The sequence below is a fragment of the Paraburkholderia sp. 22099 genome, from assembly GCF_052045835.1.
GTDB lineage: Bacteria > Pseudomonadota > Gammaproteobacteria > Burkholderiales > Burkholderiaceae > Paraburkholderia > Paraburkholderia terricola.
Map to the genome: position 1 here is coordinate 140,381 of NZ_JBQEPU010000002.1, position 23,538 is coordinate 163,918.

Here is a 23,538-nt window from a genome sequence, read left to right on the forward strand (position 1 = left end):
ACAAGACCTAACCCGCGGTGGCCGCCGACGCCGCCACCGGTGCGCTCGCCGCACCGTAGTCGACCGGTGCGTCAGCCGGACGCGGCTGCTCGCCGTTCCGCTCGATCCAGCCACCGCCGAGCGCCTGGTAAAGCGTGACCAGGTTTTGCAGACGTTCCATTCGCGCGGTAACCAACAACTGCTGCGCCGAATACAGACTGGTCTGCGCGGTCAACACTGACAGATAGCTGTCGACACCATTCGTATACCGCAGATTCGACAAATCCAGCCGGCGCTGTTCGGCGAACGTATTGCGCTCCAACGCCTGAATCTGCTGATCGTAGGTGCCGCGTGCCGCCAGCCCGTCCGCCACTTCACGGAAGGCCGTCTGGATCGCCTTTTCATACGTCGCGATCTGGATGTTCTTCTGCACGTGGGCGAGATCGAGGTTGGCCTTGTTCTCGCCGCCCTCGAAGATCGGCACGGTAATCGACGGCGCGAAGCTCCATGCCGCCGAACCGGGCTTGAACAGACCGCCCAGCGTCGGGCTCAGCGTACCGAAACTGCCGGTGAGCGAGACCTTCGGGAAGAACGCCGCGCGCGCCGCGCCGATGTTCGCGTTGGCTGCGAGCAGATTCTGCTCGGCCTCCATGATGTCCGGGCGACGTGTCAGCAGATCGGACGGCAGACCCGCCGGAATATCCGTGAGGAGATTCTGGTTGTCGAGCGGCATGCCCGGCGGAAGGTCGGCCGGCAGCGGTTCGCCGAGCAGCAACGTGAGCGAGTTCTCCGCCTGCGCCCGCAGACGCGCCTGCGACTGCAGGTTGGCCAGAGCCTGCTCGACCACGGTCTGCGATTGCCGCAAATCGAGTTCCGAACCGGTGCCGTTATCGAATTGCAGCTTAGTGATCCGATACGACTCCTGCGCGGATTTGAGCGTGTCCTGCGTGACCTTGAGCAGATCGTCGAGTTCGAGCACCGTGAGGTACTGATTCGCGACTTGCGACACCAGCGAAATTTCCGCCGCCTTGCGCGCTTGCGCGGTGGACAGATACTGCGCCAACGCCTGGTCTTTCAGGCTCTGAATCCGGCCGAAGAAGTCGATCTCCCACGACGCGTTCAGCCCCACCGAATACGTGTTCGAGATCGTCTGGCCGCCCACTGACAGATTCCTCGGCGTGCGCTGCTTGCTTTGCGACGCCGCCGCGTCCAACGTCGGGAACAGCGCCGCGCGCGTGATCCGGTACTGCGCCTGCGATGCCTGGATATTCAGCACCGACACGCGCAGATCGCGGTTGTTCTTCAGCGCGATGTCGATCAGCCGCTGCAGGCGCGGATCGACGAAGAAGTCGCGCCAGCCGATGTCGGCGGCAGCCTGGCCGTTCGCGCTGCGCGCCGCGCCGGACGCGCCGGGCTGGCCGGACTGGGCCGGCTGGGTCGCGCCCGGCTGCGTGTCGTACACGCCGCCGGTCGGGAAGGCGCCCGACACGGGCGCGGCCGGGCGCTCGTACTTCGGCGCCATCGTGCAACCCGCGGCGAGGAACGCGACCGCTACTGCAATCAAAGAGTGTTTTTGCATCTCAATGTCCGTCCTTGCCCGAGCCTTGATCCGTCGACCCGCCACCTTGCGGATGGTGCTGGTTGTAGTGTGCGAGCGCCTCATCCGGGTCTTCCTTCTCGCCGCCGAACTTCGCGCGGATCACGACGAAGAACATCGGGATCATGAAAATCGCGAGGAAGGTCGCCGTCAACATGCCGCCGATCACGCCGGTGCCGATGGCGTGCTGGCTCGCCGAACCCGCGCCGTTGCTGATCGCGAGCGGCATCACGCCGAGAATGAAGGCGAGCGAGGTCATCAGGATCGGACGCAGCCGCAGACGCGCGGCTTCCAGCGCGGCTTCGATCGGCCCCATGCCTTGCCCCTGCTGCAGCTCGCGGGCGAACTCCACGATCAGAATCGCGTTCTTCGCCGACAAGCCCACCGTGGTCAACAAGCCCACCTGGAAGAACACGTCGTTCTCCAGCCCGCGCAGCGTGGCGGCCAGCAGTGCGCCGATCACGCCGAGCGGCACCACCATGATCACCGAGAACGGGATCGACCAGCTTTCATACAGCGCCGCGAGACACAGGAACACCACGAGGATCGAGATGCCGTACAGGATCGGCGCCTGCGAACCGGACTGGCGCTCCTGCAACGACAGGCCCGTCCATTCGTAGCCGATACCCGCGGGCAGTTTCGCCACCAGAGCTTCCATCGCCGTCATCGCCTGACCGGTCGACTTGCCCGGTGCCGCCGCGCCCTGGATTTCCACCGCGGAAATACCGTTGTAGCGTTCGAGCTTCGGCGAACCGTAGCCCCACGAGCCGCTCGCGAACGACGAGAACGGCACCATGCCACCCGCGGTATTGCGCACGTACCAGGCGTTCAGGTCTTCCGGCTTCATGCGGAACGGTGCGTCGCCCTGCAGATACACCTTCTTGATCCGGCCGTCGATATCGAGGAAGTTGTTCACGTACTGCGAGGCCCACGCGATCGAGAACGTCTGGTCGATCGCGGACAGCGACACGCCGAGCGCGGCAGCCTTCTCGTGGTCGATGCTCACCTTGAACTGCGGCGTATCGTTCAGGCCGTTCGGGCGCACCTGAGCCAGCGTCGGATCTTTCGCCGCCATGCCGAGCAGCATGTTGCGTGCTTCCATCAGCTTCTCGTGACCGACGCCCGCGCGATCCTGCAATTCGAAGTCGAAGCCCGCGGCGGTGCCGAGTTCGGGAATCGACGGCGGATTCACCGGATACACCAGCGCGTTCTTGTAGCCGCCGAAGTGCATGAACAGACGTCCCACCAGCGCCTGGACCTTTTCGTCCGCATGCTGACGCTGCGAGTAGTCCTTCATCCGCACGAACACGAGACCCGCGTTCTGGCCGCGGCCGGCGAAGCTGAAGCCGTTCACCGTGAAGGTCGATTCGACGATGGCCTTCTCGCTGTCGAGCAGGTAGTCGGATACGTCCTTCAGCGCGCGCGCCGTGGTTTCCTGGGTCGAGCCCGACGGCGTTTGCACGAGCACGAACATCGTGCCCTGGTCTTCGTCGGGCAGGAACGACTTCGGCAACTTCACGAACAGCAGGCCCACCGCGAAGATCACCACCATATAGATGATGAGCCAGCGGCCCGAGCGCTTGATCACGTGGTGCACGCCCGAGTGATACTTGTCGCGGCTCTTGTCGAAGGTGCGGTTGAACCAGCCGAAGAAGCCCTTCTTCTCCTCGTGATGCCCTTGCGGAATCGGCTTGAGGATCGTCGCGCACAAAGCCGGCGTGAGAATCAACGCGACCAGCACGGAGAGCACCATCGCCGCCACGATCGTCAGCGAGAACTGCCGGTAAATCGCGCCGACCGAGCCGCCCGAGAACGCCACCGGCACGAACACCGCCGACAGCACGAGCGCCACGCCGACCAGCGCGCCGGTAATCTGGTCCATCGCCTTGCGAGTGGCCTCGCGAGGCGACAAGCCCTCCTCGGCCATGACCCGCTCGACGTTTTCCACCACCACGATCGCGTCGTCCACCAGCAAGCCGATCGCCAGCACGAGCCCGAACATGGACAGCGTGTTGATCGAGAAGCCCACCAGCCCCATGACCGCGAAGGTGCCGAGCAGCACCACCGGCACGGCGATCGTCGGGATCAGCGTGGCCCGCAGGTTCTGCAGGAACAGGTACATGACCAGGAACACCAGCACGATACCTTCGAGCAGCGTCTTGACCACTTCCTCGATCGACAGGCGCACGAACGGCGTGGTGTCGTACGGGTACTTCACGACGAGGCCGTGCGGGAAGTACTTCGACAGCTCGTCGACCTTCGCGCGCACCGCCTTGGCAGTGGCCAGCGCGTTCGCGCCGGTGGCGAGCTGAATACCGAAGCCCGCCGTCGGCTGGCCGTTGTACTTGGTGTCGAAGTTGTAGTTCTCGCCGCCGAGTTCGATGCGCGCCACGTCCTTGATACGGACTTGCGAGCCGTCAGGATTGACCTTCAGCAGCACGTTGCCGAACTGTTCGGGCGTATTGAGCAGCGTGGCTTCCGTGATGGTGGCCTGCAGCACCTGGCCCGGCACCGACGGCGTGCCGCCGAGCGAGCCGCCCGCGACCTGCACGTTCTGCGCTTGCAAAGCCGATTGCACGTCCACCGGCGTCAAGCCGAAGTTGGTCAGCTTGTTCGCGTCGAGCCAGATCCGTATTGCGTACTGCGAGCCGAACAGCGTCACCGTGCCCACGCCGTCGATACGGCTGATCGGATCCTGAATGTTCGACGCGACGTAGTTCGCCAGGTCGTACCTGTTCATGCTGCCGTCTTCGGACACGAACGCGAGCACCAGCAGGAAGCTGCTGCTCGATTTGGTGACCTTGGTGCCCAACTGCTGCACGGCCTGCGGCAACAGCGGCGTGGCGAGCTGCAGCTTGTTCTGCACCTGCACCTGCGCGATGTCGGGATTGGTGCCGGCCGCGAACGTCAGCGTGATGGTGGCCGTACCCGAGTCGTCCGACGTGGACGACAGATACAGCAAGTGGTCGAGACCACTCATCTGCTGCTCGATCACCTGCGTGACGGTGTTTTCCACCGTTTTCGCCGATGCGCCCGGGTACGATGCGCTGATCTGCACGGCCGGCGGCGCGATGGTCGGGTATTGCGCGATCGGCAGTGTGAACACCGACGCGATACCCGCGAGCATCAGAATGATGGCGATCACCCATGCAAAAATCGGGCGATCGATAAAGAACTTTGCCATGAGGCGGGCTCCCTGTTATTACGCGCCCGATGCAGCAGAGGCAGGTTGAGCCGTCTGGGCAGCACCGCTGGCGGCCGGCGCGCTCTGAGCTGCGGCGCCGGAAGCGGGGGTGGTGGGAAGTTGCGCGGCGATGGCCTTGACCGGCGCGCCGGGGCGCACCTTCTCGGTACCCTGGACGATCACGCGGTCACCCGGATTCAGGCCGCTTTCGACCACCCAGTTCGAACCGTACGTACCGGTGGTGACGAGCTGACGCAGGCTGACCTTGTTGTCCTGGCCGACCACCAGCGCGGTGGGCTGGCCCTTCTGGTCATGCGTCACGCCGATCTGCGGCACGAGGAGCGCGTTTTCGTTGACACCTTCCTCGATCTTCGCGCGCACGAACATGCCCGGCAGCAGCACCTTGTCCGCGTTCTTGAAGATCGCGCGCACGGTGACCGAACCGGTGCCCTGGTCGACCGTCACGTCGGTGAACTGCAGCTTGCCCTTTTCCGAATAGGTGCGGCCGTCTTCGAGAATGAGCGAGACCCTGGCGGCCTCCGGGCCGCTCGTCTTCAGGCGCCCTTCCTGCATTTCGCGGCGCAGCTTCAGTCCGTCGAGGCTCGACTGCGTCAGGTCCACGTAGACCGGATCGAGTTGCTGGACGGTTGCCATCAGCGTGGCGGCGCTCGCCTGCACATAGGCGCCCGGCGTGACTTGCGACACGCCGATCTGGCCGGTCACGGGCGAGGTCACGTCGGTATAGCCGAGGTTGATCTGCGCCGTGTCGACCGCCGCCTTGCCCGCGGCGACGTCCGCCGCGGCCTGGCCTTGCGCGGCCACCGCGTTGTCGTAGTCCTGCTTGCTGACCGCGTTGGCGGCGACCAGCACCTTGTAGCGGTTGGCCTGCGCGGTGGTGGATGCGAGGTTGGCCTGCGCCTTCGCAAGCGCCGCCTTCGCGTTGTTCAAGGTCGCGATGTACGGCGCCGGATCGATCTTGTACAGACGCTGACCCGCCTTGACCTGGCTGCCTTCCGTGAACTCGCGGCGCAGCACGATGCCGTCGACCCGTGCGCGCACTTGCGCGACGAGGAAGGCACTGGTGCGGCCGGGCAGTTCGGTGACGACGGGCACGGCCGTCGGCTGGACGGTGACGACCCCGACTTCGGGCGTTTGTGGCGGCGGGGCAGATTGTTTTGGTCCGCACGCTGCCAGCAATACGGCAGCCGTCGCGGCACTGATTAGGCGGAATGGAATCCGTTCGACGCGCATGGAGCGACCTCTGTCAAAGACTGAGAATGAAAAAGTGCGCGCATCCCTACCCCGGGGACGGCAGCGCACACAGGCGTCTCGCGACGCTAGACCGGAAGCCCGGGGATGCAAGCCGAACCTGCGGGACACCTTGGGCGAAATGCGCCATACCTGGGAATTGCCGCACGAAGCCGCCCGGAGAAGCGCGGCGCAAAAGTGTTTTGAAAGGCAACAGTGACGGATATTAACTGCTCGTCACGGCTTGGGCTATCCGATCGTGGGGTGCTATTATATATACATTCACGAATGCATGTAAAAGTACGTTTCCCTTCTCGCAGGGCGGGGACCTGCAAGATCGGTTCAAAATTTGCTTGTCAGCAGACGGATTGTCACCGGGCGCACTTCAAAACGCTCGGGAAAACCCCATGATTACGGCAGGTTATACCGTATGGCCAGAAGAACCAAGGAAGAGGCGCTGGAGACGCGCAGCAGCATCCTCGACGCGGCCGAACAGGTCTTCTTCGAGAAGGGCGTGTCGCGCACTTCGCTCGCCGACATCGCGCAGGCGGCCGGTGTCACGCGCGGCGCGATCTACTGGCACTTCGCGCACAAAAGCGATCTGTTTACCGAGATGTTCGACCGCGTGCTGCTGCCGCTCGACGAACTCAAGGCCGCCTCGCAAAACCCCAATGAACCCGATCCGCTAGGGCGCCTGATGGAAATCTGCACGGTGTGTCTGCGCGACACCGCCAACGATCCGCGGCGCCGGCGCGTGTTCGACATCCTGTTTCTCAAGTGCGAACTGGTGGAGGAAATGGGCCCGGTGATGATCCGCTATCAGGCCACCATGCGCGAGGGGCTCAACAGCATCGAGGGCGGCCTGCGCAACGCCATCTCCAAAGGGCAAATGCCGGCCGACCTCGATGTCACGACGGCGGCGTCGATGGTGCACGCGTTCGTCGGCGGCTCGCTGCGCGACATGCTGCTGTTGCCGGACGCCACCGATTTCGGCAAGCACGCGCAACAGATGGTCGAGGGTATGTTCGACGCGCTGCGGCTGAGCCCCGCGTTGCGCAAGGGCTATGCGCAGCGGCCGGCCGGCAGGCCGGCCGTCTAGCGCTGTCGTCGTTCTACGCGGCAGCCCGGCTGGCCCGCGCCTTCTGATTCGAAGCATGGATATTGCCGCGCTCGAGGGGTGTCCCGTTCGTCACCGCGGCGATCCACTCGTCCGTGCTGGCCACCGCCGCGAAGCGCGAGTGCAGCACCACGCTGAATACACGGTGAATGTCCTCTGCGCTGGCAAAACCCGCGCTGTTCTCATACGGCACGGAACCCGTCGCGTCGTGCAGGAATTCGACCGCCAGCCCCGCGTGAACCGCATGATTGATGGTCGACGCGTCGCAGTTATGGGTCATGTAGCCGGCCACGGTCAGCGTGTCGATCCGCTGATCGGCAAGCCAGTCGGCCAGATCCGTTCCGGTGAACGCGCTCGGCAACGACTTCTCCAGATAGTGATCGTGAGCGCGCGAACTCACTACCGGATGCAGGTCCGCGCCCTCGGTGCCGCGCGCGAACAGCGGCGAGCTGGCGGGCGCAAGGTTCTGCACCACCACCACCGGCACGTCGGCGGCGTGTGCCGCATCCATCGCGCGTCCGATGTTGGCGAGCGAGCTTTGCACGTCCGGATATTCGATCGGCAGATTGCCGCTTACGTATTCGTTCTGTACGTCGATGACGATCAGCGCGCGGCGCGGTGTGGTCATGGCAAGACTCCTTCCTGTTCGATAAGTGGGGGGTGGCTCGCTTCTGCCCCGGCCGGTCGTCGGCCTTGCTCGATTTCCGATCCAGCCTTCGGGCAGCGGGCGATGACTGCATTGTTCGCCCGCCGCCGTTTTCCCGACAGCGGCCCGCACGACAATAGTCGCTAGAATCGGGCCATCGTTGAATTCACGAGGTGACGGATGGCTACACCGGCTCTGCCTGCCGCAATGGACGACGGCGCGTCCCGACATGTCATCGCGGTGATCGCGTTCGACCGCATCAGTCCTTTCCATCTTTCGGTGCCCTGCGTCGTATTCGGCGAGGAGCGCAGCGGCGGCGATCTGCCCGATTTCGACTTTCGCGTCTGCGCCGCCGAAAGCGGCACGCTGACCACCACGGCCGGCTTCACGATCGCTGTCACGCACGGACTGGCGGCGCTCGCCGACGCGCACACGATCATCGTGCCGAGCTGGCGCGATCCGGACGAGCCGCCGCCCGCCGCGCTGCTCGACGCGCTGCGCGCGGCCCATGCGCGCGGCGCGCAACTGGTCGGGCTCTGTCTGGGCGCATTCGTGCTGGCCGCCGCCGGCATCCTCGACGAACGGCCGGCCTCCACTCACTGGGCGTGGGCCGACGACTTCGCGCGCCGCTATCCGCGGGTGCGGCTCGACCCGGACGTGCTTTATGTCGACGACGGCAACGTGCTGACCTCGGCCGGCACGGCGGCGGGTCTCGACTGCTGTTTGCACGTGCTGCGCAAGATGTGCGGCGCGCGGGCGGCGAACTACGTGGCGCGTCGGCTGGTGGTGCCGCCGCATCGGCAAGGCGGCCAGGCGCAATACGTTCAGCAGCCCATGCCGCCGAACCTGCGCGGCGACCGCCTAGCGGGCCTGCTCGATTGGGTCAGCGGAAATCTGGATGCGCCGCATACGCTCGACACGCTCGCCGAACGCGCATTGATGAGCCGCCGCACTTTCACGCGACGCTTCCGGCTCGCCACCGGCACGACCGTCGGCGCATGGTTGCTGGCGCAGCGGCTTGCGCGCGCGCAGCAGTTGCTCGAGAGCACCGACGAGTCGGTGGAACGGATCGCGGCCATTGCGGGGTTCGGCTCGACGGCTTCGCTGCGGCAGCATTTCGCGCAGGCGTTTCGCACTTCGCCGTCCGCATGGCGGCGGGAGTTTCGTGGGGTTTGAGCGTGTGAATGTTGAACGCAGGTGCGAACGTTCGACCGCTCGTAAAAGGACGCGGACCAAAGATGCACGCCAGTAGACATGCCGAGCGCACGCGGACGCACGCGGGGCCGCGCACCCCGAGCAACGGCGGAAGCGATCGAAAGCGCTCAACGGCAACGCTCATGCGAGCGCCAACGCCGTTTCGTAGTGGCTCACCGGGATTTCGTAGTCGCGCCGGCGCGACAGCGGCGGCACGCGCGATACATGTAAGTCAACGAAGCAAGGCCACGCCAACCGATCAATGCTCGCTGATCCAGCGCGCGACATACAGCAGCAGCGCCACCAGAAAAATCATCACGGCCCAGGCCCAGTTCGGCACCGCATGCGGACTGGGCTCGGGATGCGAGACCCCAGGCGACACACCGTGGGACGCCCCATGCGCCGCGCCCGCCGCCCGCCCGGGCAACGCATTGCCATGATCGGCGCGCGTGCGCCGCGCCACGCTGCCGAGCGTGATCGGCCGCAGAAACACATGCTGACGGCGCACCGCCGAACCGCGCGCGCGGTTCGGCCCTTGTCCATGTTTGGCCCGCACGACCGCGGCGAATTCTTCGAAAAAGTCATCGGCAAGCTGATGCAGCGCGTTTTCCAACTGACGCGTGGGCAGTTCGGCAAGCGGTCCCGAGGAGGTTGCCCAGATCGTGTAGTCGATCCGCGTACCCCGCTCGCCGCTTGCGCCGTGCGCGCTGTCTTCACCGCGCAAGCGCACTTCGATCTGGCCGCGCAACGCGCCGACGCCTTCGGCTCGCGCCTTGAAGTTGATGGTGCGGTGCTCGGCATCCGCCGGCCCGGAATCCTGGCCCGCCACGTGGGCGCGCGCTTCGTAACGCGCGCGCAGCGGGCCGAGCGGTACGGTCAGGGTGAGCGCGTATTCGCCGTGGGCGAAGCGCGTGAACGACTCGCAGTTGTCGAGGCTGGCGCGCAGCAAGGCGAGGTCCTGCAACGCATCCCAGACATCGGACGGCGCAAGCGGAATCCGTAACGCGTCGTTCACTTCCATGGCAGCCTCCGCGATGAACGCGCGACAGCGGGATCAGGACGTCTGATCGATGCGGTCGACGCGCGATGCGTAAAACGCGAGATACCCCTTGATCCGCATGACGGACTCGAACGGCGTCTCATAGCTCCACACCGCGTTTTCGATCAGGCCGTCTTCGGTACGCAGATGGAAGTACGACGCCTCGCCCTTGAACGGGCAGTGCGTGGTGTGCGCCGAACGTTCGAGCCGCGCCATGTTCACGTCTTCGCGCGGAAAATAGAACACGTCCGGCAGACCGGTTTCCACCAGTGTCAGCCCCGCGTGCGTGTCGGCCATGGTCACGCCGCCGTGTATCACCCGCACGCGGTGATGGTTACCGGTGATCGCGATGGTGTGCTCGCCCTGGCTGGCGGCAGGCCTTCCGTGAGGTGTCAAGGCATCGCTCATGTCTCGGCTCCGTGAGGTGTGCGGTCCTATGCGGTCGTATGCGCTCGCGCAAAACAGTAAAGCCACGGGGGTGACCCGTGGCTTCATTATCGGCCAAACTCTGGCCGATTGCGCAGTGTTCCTCGCCGCGTTTGCGCCGCTATTCCGGCAGTGTTCCCGCATGGCGTCCGACGCTGCCGCGGCGCCGCCAGGCAAAGCCCAGGCGCTTACTGGGTATTCCAGTAGAAGGCGGCCTTGGCGCTGCCCTTGGCGAGTACGGTCACCGCCTTGGACTGGTCCCGGTCCTTGTATTGCGCATGCACGGTGTAGCGGCCCGGGCGCAGCTTGATCAGCATGTACGGCCCGCGCGACGTGGCGTTCAACACCTCGCCGTTGTGCGCGTCGACCACCCGCACGTGGACGTCCGCAAGAAACTCCGCGGTGGGGCCGGTAAAGCGCAGCGACAGCGGCCACTGGCTTTGCGCCGCCTGCAACGCCTTCGATTCGTCGAGACCGACGCCGCCCGACACGAACGAGACGTCGCCCTGCTGCTGAACTTGCGGCAGACCGCCACCGTTCGCGTTGCCCGCGCTGGTGTCGTCGGCGGTGGTGCCGCCCGTGACCTCGCTCGCCTGCTGTGCATGGGCGCCGCCCGCCAGCCCGAGCGTGAGCGCCGCGCACACCGCGGCGGCTACGATCCTTCGCTGATTGCGTTGGGTTTTCATCGGTTCGCTCCTCGTTAAGGTCCTTATGGCCCGTGTGCCTCGAACGGCCCCGGATAAAGTGAGACGCAACCTGCGTGCCACGCTGCGGATCGTGCCCGCTGGAACCCGCTGCCACGCCTTACGAGGTGGCGCGCGGCGTCTTCCGCACCGCTGCTGAACACGCGAAAAAAAGCCGGTCCGCGAGCAGGATGTGCAAGGACCGGCAAGCGTTACTTCTTCAGATTCCCGCGCAGACCGGCTCGAACGCCGGTCGTGCCGCGAATCGGCAATCCACTCGCCGATCCGCCCACGGCACGGTTATCAGCCGAGATCGACGGGCACGAAAATCTGCGCATTGTCGCGCTGGATCAGCAACGCGATGCTGTTGCCGGCGCCGGCGATCATCTGCTTGAGTTGATCGACGCTCGCCACCGGCCGGCCGTTGACCGCCAGAATCACGTCGCCCGGCTGAATGCCGGCACTTTCGGCCGCGCCGCCCGATTGCTGCACCAGCAGACCATGCGACACCGACGCGCCGCTCTTCTCCTGCGGCGTCAACGGCCGCACGGCCACGCCGAGCCGGCTTTGCAACTGGGGCGGCTGATCGGCCTTGTCCGAGGCGACCTTGGTATCCGACAACGAGCCGATCGTCACCTTCAGATCCTTGGTGCTCTTGTCGCGCCACACCTGCACGGTAGCCGGGCTGCCCGGCGCGAGACCCGCGACCTGCGACGGCAGATCCGCCGAGTCGTCGACCGGTTGGCCGTTCACGGACAGGATCACGTCGCCCGGCTGCAAACCGGCCTTGGCCGCCGGGCCGCCCGGATCGACCGAACTGACGAGCGCGCCTCGCGGTTTCTGCATGCCGAACGAGTCGGCGAGCGTCTGGTTCACGCCCTGCACCGCGACGCCGAGACGCCCGCGGCTCACGTGACCGGTCTTGACGATGTCGTCCTTGACCTTGATCGCTTCATTGATCGGGATCGCGAACGAAAGACCCTGGAAGCCGCCGGTCTGCGAGTAGATCATCGAGTTGATGCCGATCACTTCGCCTTGCAGGTTGAAAAGCGGTCCGCCCGAATTGCCGGGATTCACCGGCACATCCGTCTGGATGAACGGCGTGTAATTCTCGTTCGGCAGCGAACGCGATTTCGCGCTGATGATGCCCGAGGTCACCGTGTTGTCGAAACCGTAAGGCGAGCCGATCGCGACCACCCACTGCCCGACCTTGCTCTGGCGTGGATCGCCGATCTTCACGGTGGGCAGATTGCTCGCGTCGATCTTCAGCACGGCGACGTCGGATTGCTTGTCGGCGCCGATCACTTTGGCGCGGAATTCGCGCTTGTCGGTGAGCTTCACCGTGACGACATTGGCGCCGTCCACCACATGCGCGTTGGTCAGGATATAGCCGTCATTGCTGACGATGAATCCCGAGCCCAGGCTCGCGCTCGGCTGATCGGGCGCATCGCCGCCGTCAGGGCCTTGCATGCCCGGCATGCCGCCGAAGAAGTGCTTGTAGAACTGATAGAAGGGATCGCTCGGATCGATCGGCAACTGGTTGCCGCCGCCGTTGCCGCGCAACGCCGCCTGCTTCACGACATGCTTGGCGCTGATGTTGACGACGGCCGGGCCGTAGGTTTCGACGAGGCCCGAGAAGTCGGGAATGCCCGTCTTGGCGGCGGCTTCGGCGGGCATCATCGCGGCTTGCGCGGGCGTGATGACCTGCGGCGCGGGCACGTCGCGATGGCCCGCCACGTAGCCGACGGAGAGCGCCGCGGCGACAGCGACTGCAACGGCGCCGCGGGACAAGGTTTTCGCGTTCATCGTGTACTCCTGGAGGGGAGAAGAGGCTTGGGGATGTCACGAAGCGTACGTGCTATCGCTTAAAAGAATCTTAAGCAGCGACAGATCGCTTGATTCCCGCTGATAAGGCCGCGTTAAGCCTCGTTTAAGCCTCTTTACGAACAGAAAGCCCCATCTTCAGAAACGCACGGTGACCTGCAAACCGCCCGCCGGCGATTCGTCGAGCGACACGGCCGCGTGATGCTGGGTGGCGATGCGGCGCACGATCGCGAGCCCCAAACCGCCGCCCGCCACGTCGGTGCGCGCGCGGTCCGCGCCGGCGCCGACACGGTAGAACCGGTCGAACACACGATCGCGCTCGGCCGGTTCGATGCCCGGTCCGCTGTCGGCGATCCGCACCACCGGACGCCCGTCTTCGACATGCAGCGAAACATCGACATGCCCGCCCGGCGGCGTGTACTTGGTCGCGTTGTCGACGAGGTTGTTGAACATCACGCCCAGCGCCTCCGCGTCGCCGATCACCGTGGCGGACTCGCTCGCCTCGATGCCGAGATCGACGCCGCGATTCTGCGCGAGCGGCGCGTAAGCCGCCACGCAGTCCCGCAGCAGCGCGCGCAAGTCGATCGTGCTGGTAGCGGCGAGGCCATCCGGCTCGGAACGCGCGAGCGCCAACAGTTGCTCCGCGAGGCGTGTGGCGCGCGTGACACCCGTTTGCAGATCGGCAAGCGCTTCACCGCGGGCGGCATCGTCTTTCGCGCGCGCCACCAGTTGCGCCTGAATCTGCACCGCGGCGAGCGGCGTGCGCAGTTCATGCGCGGCGTCGGCGACAAACGCTTTCTGAATGTCGAGCGCGGTGGCGAGCCTTTCGAGCAGCCCGTTCAACGCGCGCACGAGCGGCTGCACTTCGAGCGGCAAGCGCTGGTCGGGCAAAGCTTCGAGCGCCTCCGGACGGCGCGTGTCGAGCGCGCTCGTCACGCGCCGCAAGGGCCGCAGTCCGCGCCCGACGATCACCCACACCGCCACGCCCAGCAGCGGCAGCAGCACGATCAACGGCCACAGCGTGCGCAGCGCGACGTCGGCCGCCAGCCGGTTGCGCACGGAAAGCGGCTGCGCCAGTTGCACGACGTTATCGCCGACGATCGCGCCGTACACCCGCCACTCGCCGCGTTCCGTACGTTCGGTCGAAAAGCCGAGTTCGGCGCGCGGCGCGAGTGGCGCACGCGGACGCGAGTAATACATCAATACGCCGTTGCGATTCCAGATTTGCAGCACGATGCCTTCGTCGCCGGTATCGCGAGAACCGAGCACCTGCGAGAACGGTTCCGACGGCAGCGCCGCGGCGATCTGCTCCAACTGGTAATCGAACAGTTCGTTGGCTTCGGCAAGCGCCTGCCGGTAGATCAGCCACCCCGCGATGCCGATGCCGAGCAGCATCAGCGCAAGGAGCCACACCAGCAGTTGATGGCGAATCGACCTCATCGGCTCAGGCGTCCTTCGCGATCATGTAGCCGAGGCCGCGCACGTTGCGGATCAGCTCCGCGCCGAGCTTCTTGCGCAGCGCGTGAATATAGACCTCGACGGTATTGCTGCCGATCTCCTCGCCCCAGCCGTACATCTTCTCCTCGAGCTGGCTCTTGGAGAGCACCGCGCCCGGCCGCGCGAGCAGCGCCTCCAGCAGCGCGAACTCGCGCGCCGACAGCGCGACCGGCGCGCCGTCGAGCGTCACCAGATGCGACGCGGGATCGAGCGTCACGTTGCCGTGACGGATGGTCGAATCGCTGCGGCCCGATTGACGCCGGATCAGCGCGCGCATGCGGGCGCCGAGTTCGTCGAGGTCGAAAGGTTTGACGAGGTAATCGTCCGCGCCGGCGTCGAGTCCTTTGACGCGATCGGCGATCGCGTCGCGCGCGGTGACGATCAGCACCGGAATCGCATGGCCGCGGGCGCGCAGCGTGCGCAGCACGTCCAGTCCGTCGCGCTTGGGCAGGCCGAGGTCGAGCAGCACCAGATCGTAAGGCTGGGCGGCCGCCGCGCTGAGCGCCGCTTCGCCGTCCTCCACCCAGTCCACCGCGAAGCCTTCGCCGCGCAGCGCCTTGCGCACGCCCTCGGCGATCATCCGGTCGTCTTCGACTAGCAATATGCGCATGGCCCCAAGGCTCCAAACGTTTGATGATGCCGCATTCTAGCCTTCGCTAGCGGCGTGCGCCGCGTGGCGCTTTTTCCACCGCAGCGCGGCGGCATGTCTCTACAATGTGCGCTTTGCGTCGCGCGGCCCGGTTCGCCTACGCGTGCGTTGCGTATGCGGCATGCGTCGAGCCGCCGCCTTTGCATCATCGGGTCGATGCGGCGCTCGCGGACGCGCCACGCAATCGCTGCACGAACGACTCGCGCGCTGCGTCGGCATTCACACGCTCGCTTGTTTGCCCCACGTGCCACACGCCCTGAAATCTTGCCTGCCCGCCCGTCCATGACGCTCGCTTCGTTGTCTTTTCTTGTCCGCGACGTGCTGCCGCGGTTATTCGCTTCGTCCGCTTTCGTGAACGCCAAGGCTCGCCGGTTCGCGCCGCGCACCGCGGCCCTGCTGCTTGTCTGCGCCGCGCTCGGCTGCGGCGGCGCGGCGCTGCCGCTTGCCGCCGAGGCTCGCGTCAAGGCCGCGCATCCGCGCGTCAACGTCACCACGGTGTTGCCGCCGCAGGTCATGGCCGGCTTGCAGCGCGCCCACGTGCCCTTGTCGTCGATCAGCGTGGTGGTGGAAAAAATCGGCGACCGCACGCCGATCGTCGCGCTCAACGCCGGCAAGCCGATGATGCCCGCCTCGACGATGAAGCTCGTCACCACTTACGCCGGCCTGTCGATTCTCGGTCCGGACTATCGCTGGCGCACGAACGCCTACGCGGATGGCAGCGTCGACGCCAACGGCGTGCTGCACGGCAATCTGTACATCCAGGGCACGGGCGACCCGAAGCTGGTGCCGGAAGAACTGATCGACCTCGTGCAGAAGATCCGCAAGGCGGGCATCACCGGCATCGACGGCGCGCTGGTGCTCGACAAGCGCTACTTCGATCCGTCCACGCGCGACCTGCCGCCCTTCGACGACGACGCCAGCGCGCCGTACAACGTCGGCCCCGATCCGCTGCTTTACGCGTTCAAGTCGCTGTCGTTCACGCTGACGCCTTCGTCCGACGGCAGCGTCGCGATCGACGTGCTGCCGGCGCTCGCGCAGTTGCAGATCGACAATCAGATGCGCGCGATCAACGGCCCATGCCGCGGCGACGCGGCTTCGGTGTCGCCGTCCGTCGCGCCGCAAGCCAACGGCACGGTCATCGCGTCGTTCACCGGCGACTACTCGGTGCGCTGCGGCCCGCGCACCCTCAACGTCGCGGTGCTCGATCACTCCGCGTTTTTCGCGGGCGGCTTCCTCGCGCTCTGGCAGCAAAGCGGCGGCACCTTCAGCGGCGCGACCCGCGAGGGCGCGGTGCCGCTCGGCGCGCGCCTCGTCGCCATGCATCAGGGGCCGGTGCTCTCCGACATCGTTCGCGACATCAACAAGTTCAGCAACAACACGATGGCGCGCAACCTGTTCCTGACGATCGGCGCGGCCGAGGAAAAGCCGCCCGCCACGCCCGCCAAATCGGCGCGCGCGATCGAGGCGTTTCTGCGCCGCGACAGCGTCGACATGGAATACCTGACGCTCGACAACGGCTCGGGCCTCTCGCGCGACGAGCACATCACCGCGCTCGCGCTCGCCGATCTGCTGCAGCGGGCCAACGCGAGCCCGGTCGCCCAGGTGTTCGTGGAGTCGCTGCCGATCGCGGGCGTCGACGGCACGATGCGCAACCGCTTGACCAACCGGGGCGCGGGCGGCAACGCGCACATCAAGACCGGCACCTTGCGCGACGTGCGGGCGATCGCGGGCTATGTGGCCTCGGCGGACGGCAACAGCTACGTGGTGGTCAGCCTCATCAACGATCCGCATTCGGAAGCGGCGCGCGCCGCGCACGACGCGTTGCTCGAGTGGGTGTACCAGGGACCGGAACAGGGCGCGAGGCAAGTCGCGGCGCCCGTCACCGAACCGCGCGCTAAATCGGCCAGCGCGGCGGACGGCAAACCCAGGAAAAACCCGCGCAAACGCGGCGCCCATTGAGGATTCCTTCTAGCGAAGCCGCGCGCGCCCATGCCCTAAGCGTGTACGCTGTCGGGCAGTGTTCGAGGGGCGCGTAAAACACCCAGCGCGGCGCGCGAGCCGCGCAGCCGCCACGGTAGCGAGGGCTCCTCAAACGATAACGACACCAACCGCCGCGGCACACGCGGCGCTCAGGGACCACGGAGGAAGACACGATGCAATTCGATGCCGAATTGCTGCTGCTCGCCATGGCGCCGGTCTTTCTCGCATGCATCGGCTGGGAGGCGTGGCATCTGCGGCGCACGCGCCCCGGCGCACGGCTCTATAGCTGGCCCGACACGCTCTGCAACGCCGCGCTCGCGCTGATGCAGCAAGCCGCCGACAAACTCGCGTGGCTCGCCATCATTCCCGTCTACGCGTTTGTCCACGACCATTACCGCGTCTACACCTGGCAGGCGAGCTGGGTGTCGTTCGCCGTGCTGTTCGTCGCGCAAGACCTGCTCTACTACGTGTTCCATCGTTGCAGTCATCGCGTGCGCTGGCTGTGGGCCGCGCACGTCGTGCATCACTCGTCGGAGCGGATGAATTTTTCCACCGCGTTCCGTCAGAGCCTGATGTATCCGATCGCCGGCATGTGGCTGTTCTGGATTCCGCTCGCCGTGCTCGGCTTTGCGCCGACGCAGATCGTCGCCATCGTGTTGATCAATCTCGGCTTCCAGTTTTTCGTGCATACGCAGGCGATCGGCAAATTCGGCGGCAAGCTCCGCTGGCTCGAATACGTGTTCAACACGCCGTCGATTCATCGCGTGCATCACGCGCGCAACGACCGTTATATCGACCGCAATTACGCCGGCGTGCTGGTGATCTGGGACCGGCTATTCGGCAGCTATGTCGAGGAAGATTCGCACGAGGCGCCGGTGTACGGCATCGTCGAACCGCTTCACACGTATAACCCGCTCAAGGCGACGTTTCACGAATGGGCGTCGATGGCCGCGGACTTCGCGAGCGTGCGCGGCTGGCGCAACAAGCTGCGCGCGCTGTTCGCGCCGCCCGCGTGGGCCGCGGATTATCACGCGCGCCGCGTCGCGGACCCGGCGCCAATCACCCTGGATACGACGATGAACGAACGCAATACGGCCGCGTTTCAAACGACGCGCAGACCGTAGAAGATTCTGTAAGCTGTCGTCACGCCGCCGACGCGGCGGGCGCTGCCTGCAACACATGGCATAGGGCCAGACATACGAGGAGATGAAGTCAAAATGAATCAAACAGCATCGAGGAAACAGCGGTGGTCGCGCGTCACGAAAGTCACGCTGGCCAGCACGGCGTTCGCGCTGCTTACGGCGTGCGGCGGCGGCGATGACAACAACAATTCAAGCAGCACGCCTGCGGGCGGCGTGAAGTTGCAGATCGTGTCGTTCGGCGACAGCTTGTCGGACGTCGGCACCTATGCGCCGGTGATCCAGGGCAGCTTCGGCGGCGGCCGCTTCACGACCAATCCCGGTGAGGTGTGGACGCAGAAGGTTGCCGAATACTATGGCGACACGTTGTCCGCCGCGGCGCTCGGCGGCTTTGGTCAACCGCTCGTGAACACCTCCGGCTATGGCTATGCGCAAGGCGGCGCGCGCGTGGTGGACCCGAACGGTCCGGGGCACGCGGCGGCCGGACAACCGAGCTATGCGCAAGCCACCACCGTGCCGGTCGTCACGCAGGTGCAAAACTATCTGTCCGCTCACGGCAGCTTCAATTCGAATCAACTGGTGCTCGTGAACGGCGGCGCCAACGACATTTTCGTGCAACTCTCCGCGCTCACGGCCGCGATTCAGACCGACATCGCCGGCGGCATGGACGCGCAAACTGCGGTACTGAAGGAAACGCAAAACACGCTGGTGCCGGTGGCCGTCGCGCTGGCGCAGCAGGTCGGCGTGATTCTGCAGAACGGCGCAACGCACGTGGTGGTGGCGAACGTTCCGGACATCGGCAGCACGCCGCTCGCGCAGTCGTTGATCCCGACGTCGGGGCCGCTCGCGCCGACGTTGTTGTCCGGGATCACGAAGGTGTATAACGCCGCGTTCTTCGGTGCGTTACAGCAGGCCGGCATCTACAGCAAGGTCATTCCTATCGACGCTTACACATGGCAAGACACGCTGATGGCCAACGCATCGGCCAGCGGTTTTACCGTGACGAACACGGGCACGGCGTGTAATTTGACCGCGATGGCGGCGGCCGCCGCGCAGTACGGCGTACCCAATCCGTCGGCGTATGCGTCGTCGCTGTTCTGCTCGCCGCAAACCTATACGGTCGCGGGCGCGGATCAGACTTACATGTTTGCCGATACGGTGCATCCGACGACGCACGTGCATGCGCTGTTCGCACAGTACGTGCAGCAGCAGATCGCGGCTAGTGGGCTTGGCAAGTGAGGTGATTCAGGGCGCCGTGTGACGGCGTTGGTTTTTTATTCCGCGAACGCCTGGCTGGTTTCAAGCCAGGCGTTTTTCATGGTCTGCGCGAATAAAACGCCGGGGCCTACCCTTGCGCTTCAAACGCAGCCGCGGCGCGGCCAAGCCGGTCATTGACGGCGATCCACTCGATCGTGTCCGGCAGCTTCTCGATGAGAATCCGCGCTACGTTCGCCCGATCCAACGCTCGCAGCAAACCGTACAACTCGCGCGCGTAAACGTGCGGATCTTCAGGCGCGGCAACGAAATGCACGCCTTCGGCGTCAGCCCAGCGTCCGGCACGCGAAGCGCGCGCCACCAACGCGACACGTTCGTCGGCTCGATCCGCATGACGCGCGGCAAGCAACGGCTCGATCGCCTCGAAAGGCAGCAGCGCCAACGGCGTGCGCGGCGCATAGTGCGCTTTCAGCGTGCCCGAGGCGCGCGGCGCGGTCGCGTCGGAGCCATCCGGCAAGCGCGGCGCCTCGCCGAGCACGTCGGCGATATCTTGCGGCGTCACCCGCCCCGGTCGCAACAACGCGGGAAAACCGCGCGACAGGTCGACGATCGTCGACTCGATGCCGACATCCGACGCGCCGCCATCCAGCACATGAATCGTGCCGCCGAACTCGTCGCGCACATGTTGCGCGGTGGTCGGGCTCACATGCCCGAACCGGTTCGCCGACGGCGCCGCCACCCCGCCATGTCCGTCGCGCAACGCGCTGAACGCCTCCAGCAAGGCCTGCGCCACGGGATGCGACGGGCAGCGCAGCCCCACCGAATCCTGCCCGCCGCTCACCGCCGGATTGATACGCGCGGCACGCTTCAGAATCAACGTGAGCGGACCCGGCCAGAACGCGTCGATCAAACGCTGCGCCTCGGCCGGCAAATACTCGACCCAATAATTCGGATCGCCTTGCGGCGCGAGATGCACGATCACCGGATGATTCGCCGGCCTGCCCTTCGCCGCGTAAATACGCGCGACCGCGTCCGGATTCTCGGCGTCGCCGCCGAGTCCGTACACGGTCTCCGTGGGGAAGGCGACGAGACCGCCCGCGTCGAGCAGCGCCGCGGCGTGCTCGATCTGCGCGGCGGTGACGGGCAACGCGTTCGCCGCGCCCTCGGCCGGTTTCTGTTGATCGGGCATGGCGCGCGTCAGCTCGTTGCGATATGCAGAAGCCGCGCGCAATCGCGCGCCGCCGTGCGGGCTTCTTCGAGCGTCGCCGCCGTGAAGTTCACGTGACCCATCTTGCGGCCGCAACGCGCCTCTTCCTTGCCGTACAGATGCAGACGCGCCGCCGGCATCGCGGCGACTTCGTGCCATGGCGGCGTGGCCGCCGCGCGCTTCGGGCCGTCCGGAAACCACACGTCGCCGAGAATGTTCAGCATCACCGCCGGCGAATGCTGACGCGTGTCGCCGAGCGGCATGCCGGTCATCGCGCGCACCTGCTGCTCGAACTGGCTGGTCGCGCAGGCGTCGACGGTGTAATGGCCGGAGTTGTGCGGACGCGGCGCCATTTCGTTGGCGACGAGCGAGCCGTCTTCGAGAATGAAGAACTCGACGCACAGCACGCCCACATAGCCGAGCTTGTCGGCGATTTGCAGCGCGGCCTGCTGCGCTTGCGCGACGAGCGTCGCGCTGGCATCCGGCGCGGGCACGATGGTGTGCGACAGCACGCCGTCGCGATGCGTGTTCTGCGCGAGCGGATAGACCGCCGACGCGCCGCTCGACGCGCGCACGATCAGCGCGGACACCTCGAACTTCAACGGCAAGCGCTTTTCCAGCACGCACGGCACGCCGCCGAGCGACGCATGCGCCTCGCGCACTTCGTCGGCATTGCGCACGCGAATCTGGCCCTTGCCGTCGTAGCCCATGCGAGCCGTCTTGAGGATGCCCGGCAGCACGGCTTCAAGCTTGGCGTCGTCGAGCGCGGCCAGCGCGTCCGACGATTCGATCACCACATGCGGCGCCACCGTCACGCCCGACGACGCGATAAAGCGCTTTTCGGCGATGCGGTCCTGCGCCACCGCCACGCAGCGGCCGGCCGGGCTGACGAACGTGGTTCGCGCGAGGAAATCGAGGCTCGCGGCCGGCACGTTCTCGAATTCGGTCGACACCGCGGCGCACAGCCGCGCGAGTTCGGTCAGCGACGCTTCGTCGTCGTAAGCCGCGCGCAGATGGCGGTCGGCGACCGCGCCCGCCGGGCTGTTTTCGTCGGGGTCCAGCACGGCGACGCGATAGCCCATCGCCTGGGCGGCAAAGCAGAACATGCGGCCGAGCTGGCCGCCACCGACCATGCCAAGCCATGCGCCGGGCAGAATCGGTGAAACCGGTGTGTTGTCTGGGTTCATCTTAGTGGTCGGTCGCGGCTGGCGCTTCAGCAGTCAAACTGCACGCCGGCCGGGGGTCAAACGGGGGACGTCTAAAACAATCGCCTTCGCGCTTACAGCGCAGGCAGCACCATGGCGTGAGCCGCCTCGTTCTGGCGCACACGGAACGCCGCCAGTTTCTCCGCATACTCCGCGCTCGTGCCGCTCAGGATCGACACCGCGAACAGCGCCGCATTCGCCGCGCCCGCTTCACCGATCGCAAACGTGGCGACCGGCACCCCCTTGGGCATCTGCACGATCGAATGCAGCGAATCGACGCCCTTCAGATACTTGCTCGCCACCGGCACGCCGAGCACCGGCACCGTGGTCTTGGCCGCCAGCATGCCCGGTAGATGCGCCGCGCCGCCCGCGCCCGCGATGATCGCGCGGATGCCGCGCTCGCGCGCGCTCTCGGCGTAGGCGAACATCTCGTCGGGCATGCGGTGCGCGGAGACGACCTTCGCTTCGTACGGCACGCCGAATTGCTGGAGAATCGCCACGGCGTTTCTCATCACTTCCCAGTCGGAACTGGACCCCATCAGCACGCCGACGACTGGCGCGGCATGCGTGTGGGCAGTCTGGACTTCACTCATGTTGCGGCTTCCTTGTTTCTTGAGAGCGCCCCGGACCTGTCGCTGCGCGCCTGGCCTTCAGGGGACTTCCTGCCGGAGCGAAAACCTGGGGCGGCCCGGCGTTTTCCCGCGCGGCGCGAGTCCACCCAGGCGCGCGTAATCAGGCCAGCTTGTGACCGGTCAGGCGTTCGAGCGCTTCCTGATACTTCTCGCCCGTCTTCGTCACCACGTCGTCGGGCAGCTTCGGCGCCGGCGGTTCTTTTTTCCACGACTGCGTTTCGAGCCAGTCGCGTACGAACTGCTTGTCGAACGAAGGCGGATTGGTGCCGACCTGATACTGGTCAGCCGGCCAGAAACGCGACGAATCGGCGGTGAGCGCCTCGTCCATCAGGTATAGCTTGCCGTGATTGTCCAGACCGAATTCGAACTTCGTGTCCGCGATGATGATGCCGCGCGTGGCCGCGTAATCAGCGGCTTCCTTGTACAGCTTGATCGAGATGTCGCGGATCGTGGCCGACAGTTCCGTGCCGATGCGGCGCTCCATCTCGTTGTAGGTGATGTTTTCGTCGTGGTGGCCCATTTCGGCCTTGGCCGCCGGCGTGAAGATCGGCTCGGGCAGCTTCTGCGCGTTCTGCAGGCCGGGCGGCAATTCCACGCCGCACACCGAGCCGGTGGCCTGGTAGTCTTTCCAGCCGCTGCCGGCGAGATAGCCGCGCACGACTGCCTCGACGAGAATCGGCTCGAGGCGCTTCACCACGACCGCCCGGCCCTTGACCTGCTCGACTTCGTCCGCGGCCACGACGGATTCGGGCGCCACACCCGTCAGATGATTCGGCACCACGTGCTTCAGCTTCTCGAACCAGAAGTTCGCCATTTCGTTGAGCACGCGGCCCTTGTTCGGAATCGGCTCGCCCATGATGACGTCGAACGCCGACAGACGGTCGGTCGTGACGATCAGCAACTGGTCGTTGCCCACCGCATAGTTGTCGCGGACTTTACCGCGGCCGAGCAGCGGCAGCGAGTGGAGCGTGGATTCGTAAAGGGTAGACATCGTCGTGGTTCGCTAAAAGTGAGGCAAAAAAGTGTGAGCGGAACAAAAGGGAAACGCCGTTCCCCGGATGATGCGGGAACGGCGAT

19 protein-coding genes are annotated in these 23,538 nt (G+C 65.8%); 5 read left to right on the forward strand and 14 right to left on the reverse strand.

All coding sequences use genetic code 11. The annotated features are described in order from the left end of the window. Positions 1 to 7: 7 nt before the first annotated feature. Genes ACTJLC_RS02890 through ACTJLC_RS02900 form a run of 3 tightly spaced genes read right to left on the reverse strand, consistent with a single transcriptional unit; the run spans position 8 to position 6,011 of the window. Positions 8 to 1,558, reverse strand: coding sequence for an efflux transporter outer membrane subunit (locus ACTJLC_RS02890; protein WP_440843238.1), 1,551 nt, complete (start codon positions 1,556 to 1,558; stop codon positions 8 to 10). Between the two features lies 1 nt (position 1,559). Continuing rightward, positions 1,560 to 4,760 carry an efflux RND transporter permease subunit gene (locus ACTJLC_RS02895; protein WP_154873470.1) on the reverse strand — a complete coding sequence of 1,067 codons (3,201 nt, stop codon included), beginning with the start codon at positions 4,758 to 4,760 and terminating at the stop codon, positions 1,560 to 1,562. Between the two features lie 18 nt (positions 4,761 to 4,778). Next, positions 4,779 to 6,011, reverse strand: a complete 1,233-nt coding sequence (locus ACTJLC_RS02900; RefSeq protein ID WP_440843239.1) for an efflux RND transporter periplasmic adaptor subunit — start codon at positions 6,009 to 6,011, stop codon at positions 4,779 to 4,781. Between the two features lie 427 nt (positions 6,012 to 6,438). Here ACTJLC_RS02900 and ACTJLC_RS02905 point away from each other — a divergent pair, with 427 nt between their 5' ends. Further along, a complete protein-coding gene (locus ACTJLC_RS02905) occupies positions 6,439 to 7,107 on the forward strand; it encodes a TetR family transcriptional regulator (protein ID WP_083083246.1) in 669 nt (222 codons plus the stop codon). Positions 7,108 to 7,120: 13 nt separating this feature from the next. Here ACTJLC_RS02905 and ACTJLC_RS02910 read toward each other — a convergent pair whose 3' ends face one another. Then, positions 7,121 to 7,753 (reverse strand): cysteine hydrolase family protein, encoded by a 633-nt coding sequence (locus ACTJLC_RS02910; protein ID WP_440843240.1) that lies wholly within the window; start codon positions 7,751 to 7,753, stop codon positions 7,121 to 7,123. A gap of 198 nt (positions 7,754 to 7,951) precedes the next feature. Here ACTJLC_RS02910 and ACTJLC_RS02915 point away from each other — a divergent pair, with 198 nt between their 5' ends. Then, on the forward strand, positions 7,952 to 8,947 hold the full coding sequence (locus ACTJLC_RS02915) for a helix-turn-helix domain-containing protein (RefSeq protein WP_114163149.1): 996 nt from the start codon (positions 7,952 to 7,954) through the stop codon (positions 8,945 to 8,947). Between the two features lie 277 nt (positions 8,948 to 9,224). Here ACTJLC_RS02915 and ACTJLC_RS02920 read toward each other — a convergent pair whose 3' ends face one another. The 6 genes from ACTJLC_RS02920 to ACTJLC_RS02945 all read right to left on the reverse strand — a co-directional run bounded on the left by ACTJLC_RS02920 (position 9,225) and on the right by ACTJLC_RS02945 (position 15,044). Beyond that, complete coding sequence (locus ACTJLC_RS02920) at positions 9,225 to 9,986, reverse strand: CoxG family protein (RefSeq protein ID WP_073429018.1); 762 nt, start codon at positions 9,984 to 9,986, stop codon at positions 9,225 to 9,227. Positions 9,987 to 10,019: 33 nt separating this feature from the next. After that, complete coding sequence (locus tag ACTJLC_RS02925; RefSeq protein WP_440843241.1) at positions 10,020 to 10,412, reverse strand: DUF427 domain-containing protein; 393 nt, start codon at positions 10,410 to 10,412, stop codon at positions 10,020 to 10,022. Positions 10,413 to 10,618: 206 nt separating this feature from the next. Next, positions 10,619 to 11,116, reverse strand: a complete 498-nt coding sequence (locus ACTJLC_RS02930) for a carboxypeptidase regulatory-like domain-containing protein (protein WP_440843242.1) — start codon at positions 11,114 to 11,116, stop codon at positions 10,619 to 10,621. Positions 11,117 to 11,416: 300 nt separating this feature from the next. After that, positions 11,417 to 12,919 carry a DegQ family serine endoprotease gene (locus ACTJLC_RS02935; RefSeq protein ID WP_073429021.1) on the reverse strand — a complete coding sequence of 501 codons (1,503 nt, stop codon included), beginning with the start codon at positions 12,917 to 12,919 and terminating at the stop codon, positions 11,417 to 11,419. A gap of 156 nt (positions 12,920 to 13,075) precedes the next feature. Further along, the gene (locus ACTJLC_RS02940; RefSeq protein ID WP_440843243.1) at positions 13,076 to 14,377 is read right to left on the reverse strand and encodes an ATP-binding protein; all 1,302 of its coding nucleotides are present in this window, start codon (positions 14,375 to 14,377) and stop codon (positions 13,076 to 13,078) included. Between the two features lie 4 nt (positions 14,378 to 14,381). Next, on the reverse strand, positions 14,382 to 15,044 hold the full coding sequence (locus ACTJLC_RS02945; protein ID WP_073429023.1) for a response regulator: 663 nt from the start codon (positions 15,042 to 15,044) through the stop codon (positions 14,382 to 14,384). 321 nt (positions 15,045 to 15,365) lie between these two features. Here ACTJLC_RS02945 and dacB point away from each other — a divergent pair, with 321 nt between their 5' ends. From dacB to ACTJLC_RS02960, 3 genes are all read left to right on the forward strand, one after another. Next, positions 15,366 to 17,042, forward strand: a complete 1,677-nt coding sequence (dacB, locus tag ACTJLC_RS02950; protein ID WP_440843244.1) for a D-alanyl-D-alanine carboxypeptidase/D-alanyl-D-alanine endopeptidase — start codon at positions 15,366 to 15,368, stop codon at positions 17,040 to 17,042. A gap of 194 nt (positions 17,043 to 17,236) precedes the next feature. Beyond that, complete coding sequence (locus ACTJLC_RS02955; protein WP_440843245.1) at positions 17,237 to 18,187, forward strand: sterol desaturase family protein; 951 nt, start codon at positions 17,237 to 17,239, stop codon at positions 18,185 to 18,187. Between the two features lie 93 nt (positions 18,188 to 18,280). After that, positions 18,281 to 19,441, forward strand: a complete 1,161-nt coding sequence (locus ACTJLC_RS02960) for an SGNH/GDSL hydrolase family protein (protein ID WP_440843246.1) — start codon at positions 18,281 to 18,283, stop codon at positions 19,439 to 19,441. 106 nt (positions 19,442 to 19,547) lie between these two features. Here the strand turns inward: ACTJLC_RS02960 and ACTJLC_RS02965 are convergent, their stop codons facing one another. From ACTJLC_RS02965 to ACTJLC_RS02980, 4 genes are all read right to left on the reverse strand, one after another. Then, positions 19,548 to 20,606: an L-threonylcarbamoyladenylate synthase gene (locus ACTJLC_RS02965; protein ID WP_083083239.1), complete on the reverse strand. Its 1,059-nt coding sequence runs from the start codon at positions 20,604 to 20,606 to the stop codon at positions 19,548 to 19,550. A gap of 8 nt (positions 20,607 to 20,614) precedes the next feature. Next, on the reverse strand, positions 20,615 to 21,811 hold the full coding sequence (locus ACTJLC_RS02970; RefSeq protein WP_073429028.1) for a 5-(carboxyamino)imidazole ribonucleotide synthase: 1,197 nt from the start codon (positions 21,809 to 21,811) through the stop codon (positions 20,615 to 20,617). A gap of 92 nt (positions 21,812 to 21,903) precedes the next feature. Further along, positions 21,904 to 22,422 (reverse strand): 5-(carboxyamino)imidazole ribonucleotide mutase, encoded by a 519-nt coding sequence (gene purE, locus ACTJLC_RS02975; protein WP_073429029.1) that lies wholly within the window; start codon positions 22,420 to 22,422, stop codon positions 21,904 to 21,906. A 139-nt stretch (positions 22,423 to 22,561) separates the two neighbouring features. Continuing rightward, positions 22,562 to 23,452: a phosphoribosylaminoimidazolesuccinocarboxamide synthase gene (locus tag ACTJLC_RS02980; protein WP_073429030.1), complete on the reverse strand. Its 891-nt coding sequence runs from the start codon at positions 23,450 to 23,452 to the stop codon at positions 22,562 to 22,564. Between the last annotated feature and the right edge of the window lie 86 nt (positions 23,453 to 23,538).

Bases quoted from the DNA above. Each gene is read 5' to 3' on its own strand.
- ACTJLC_RS02890 (WP_440843238.1), bottom strand. From the start codon at position 1,558: ATGCAAAAACACTCTTTGATTGCAGTAGCGGTCGCGTTCCTCGCCGCG.
- ACTJLC_RS02895 (WP_154873470.1), bottom strand. From the start codon at position 4,760: ATGGCAAAGTTCTTTATCGATCGCCCGATTTTTGCATGGGTGATCGCC.
- ACTJLC_RS02900 (WP_440843239.1), bottom strand. From the start codon at position 6,011: ATGCGCGTCGAACGGATTCCATTCCGCCTAATCAGTGCCGCGACGGCT.
- ACTJLC_RS02905 (WP_083083246.1), top strand. From the start codon at position 6,439: ATGGCCAGAAGAACCAAGGAAGAGGCGCTGGAGACGCGCAGCAGCATC.
- ACTJLC_RS02910 (WP_440843240.1), bottom strand. From the start codon at position 7,753: ATGACCACACCGCGCCGCGCGCTGATCGTCATCGACGTACAGAACGAA.
- ACTJLC_RS02915 (WP_114163149.1), top strand. From the start codon at position 7,952: ATGGCTACACCGGCTCTGCCTGCCGCAATGGACGACGGCGCGTCCCGA.
- ACTJLC_RS02920 (WP_073429018.1), bottom strand. From the start codon at position 9,986: ATGGAAGTGAACGACGCGTTACGGATTCCGCTTGCGCCGTCCGATGTC.
- ACTJLC_RS02925 (WP_440843241.1), bottom strand. From the start codon at position 10,412: ATGAGCGATGCCTTGACACCTCACGGAAGGCCTGCCGCCAGCCAGGGC.
- ACTJLC_RS02930 (WP_440843242.1), bottom strand. From the start codon at position 11,116: ATGAAAACCCAACGCAATCAGCGAAGGATCGTAGCCGCCGCGGTGTGC.
- ACTJLC_RS02935 (WP_073429021.1), bottom strand. From the start codon at position 12,919: ATGAACGCGAAAACCTTGTCCCGCGGCGCCGTTGCAGTCGCTGTCGCC.
- ACTJLC_RS02940 (WP_440843243.1), bottom strand. From the start codon at position 14,377: ATGAGGTCGATTCGCCATCAACTGCTGGTGTGGCTCCTTGCGCTGATG.
- ACTJLC_RS02945 (WP_073429023.1), bottom strand. From the start codon at position 15,044: ATGCGCATATTGCTAGTCGAAGACGACCGGATGATCGCCGAGGGCGTG.
- dacB (WP_440843244.1), top strand. From the start codon at position 15,366: ATGACGCTCGCTTCGTTGTCTTTTCTTGTCCGCGACGTGCTGCCGCGG.
- ACTJLC_RS02955 (WP_440843245.1), top strand. From the start codon at position 17,237: ATGCAATTCGATGCCGAATTGCTGCTGCTCGCCATGGCGCCGGTCTTT.
- ACTJLC_RS02960 (WP_440843246.1), top strand. From the start codon at position 18,281: ATGAATCAAACAGCATCGAGGAAACAGCGGTGGTCGCGCGTCACGAAA.
- ACTJLC_RS02965 (WP_083083239.1), bottom strand. From the start codon at position 20,606: ATGCCCGATCAACAGAAACCGGCCGAGGGCGCGGCGAACGCGTTGCCC.
- ACTJLC_RS02970 (WP_073429028.1), bottom strand. From the start codon at position 21,811: ATGAACCCAGACAACACACCGGTTTCACCGATTCTGCCCGGCGCATGG.
- purE (WP_073429029.1), bottom strand. From the start codon at position 22,422: ATGAGTGAAGTCCAGACTGCCCACACGCATGCCGCGCCAGTCGTCGGC.
- ACTJLC_RS02980 (WP_073429030.1), bottom strand. From the start codon at position 23,452: ATGTCTACCCTTTACGAATCCACGCTCCACTCGCTGCCGCTGCTCGGC.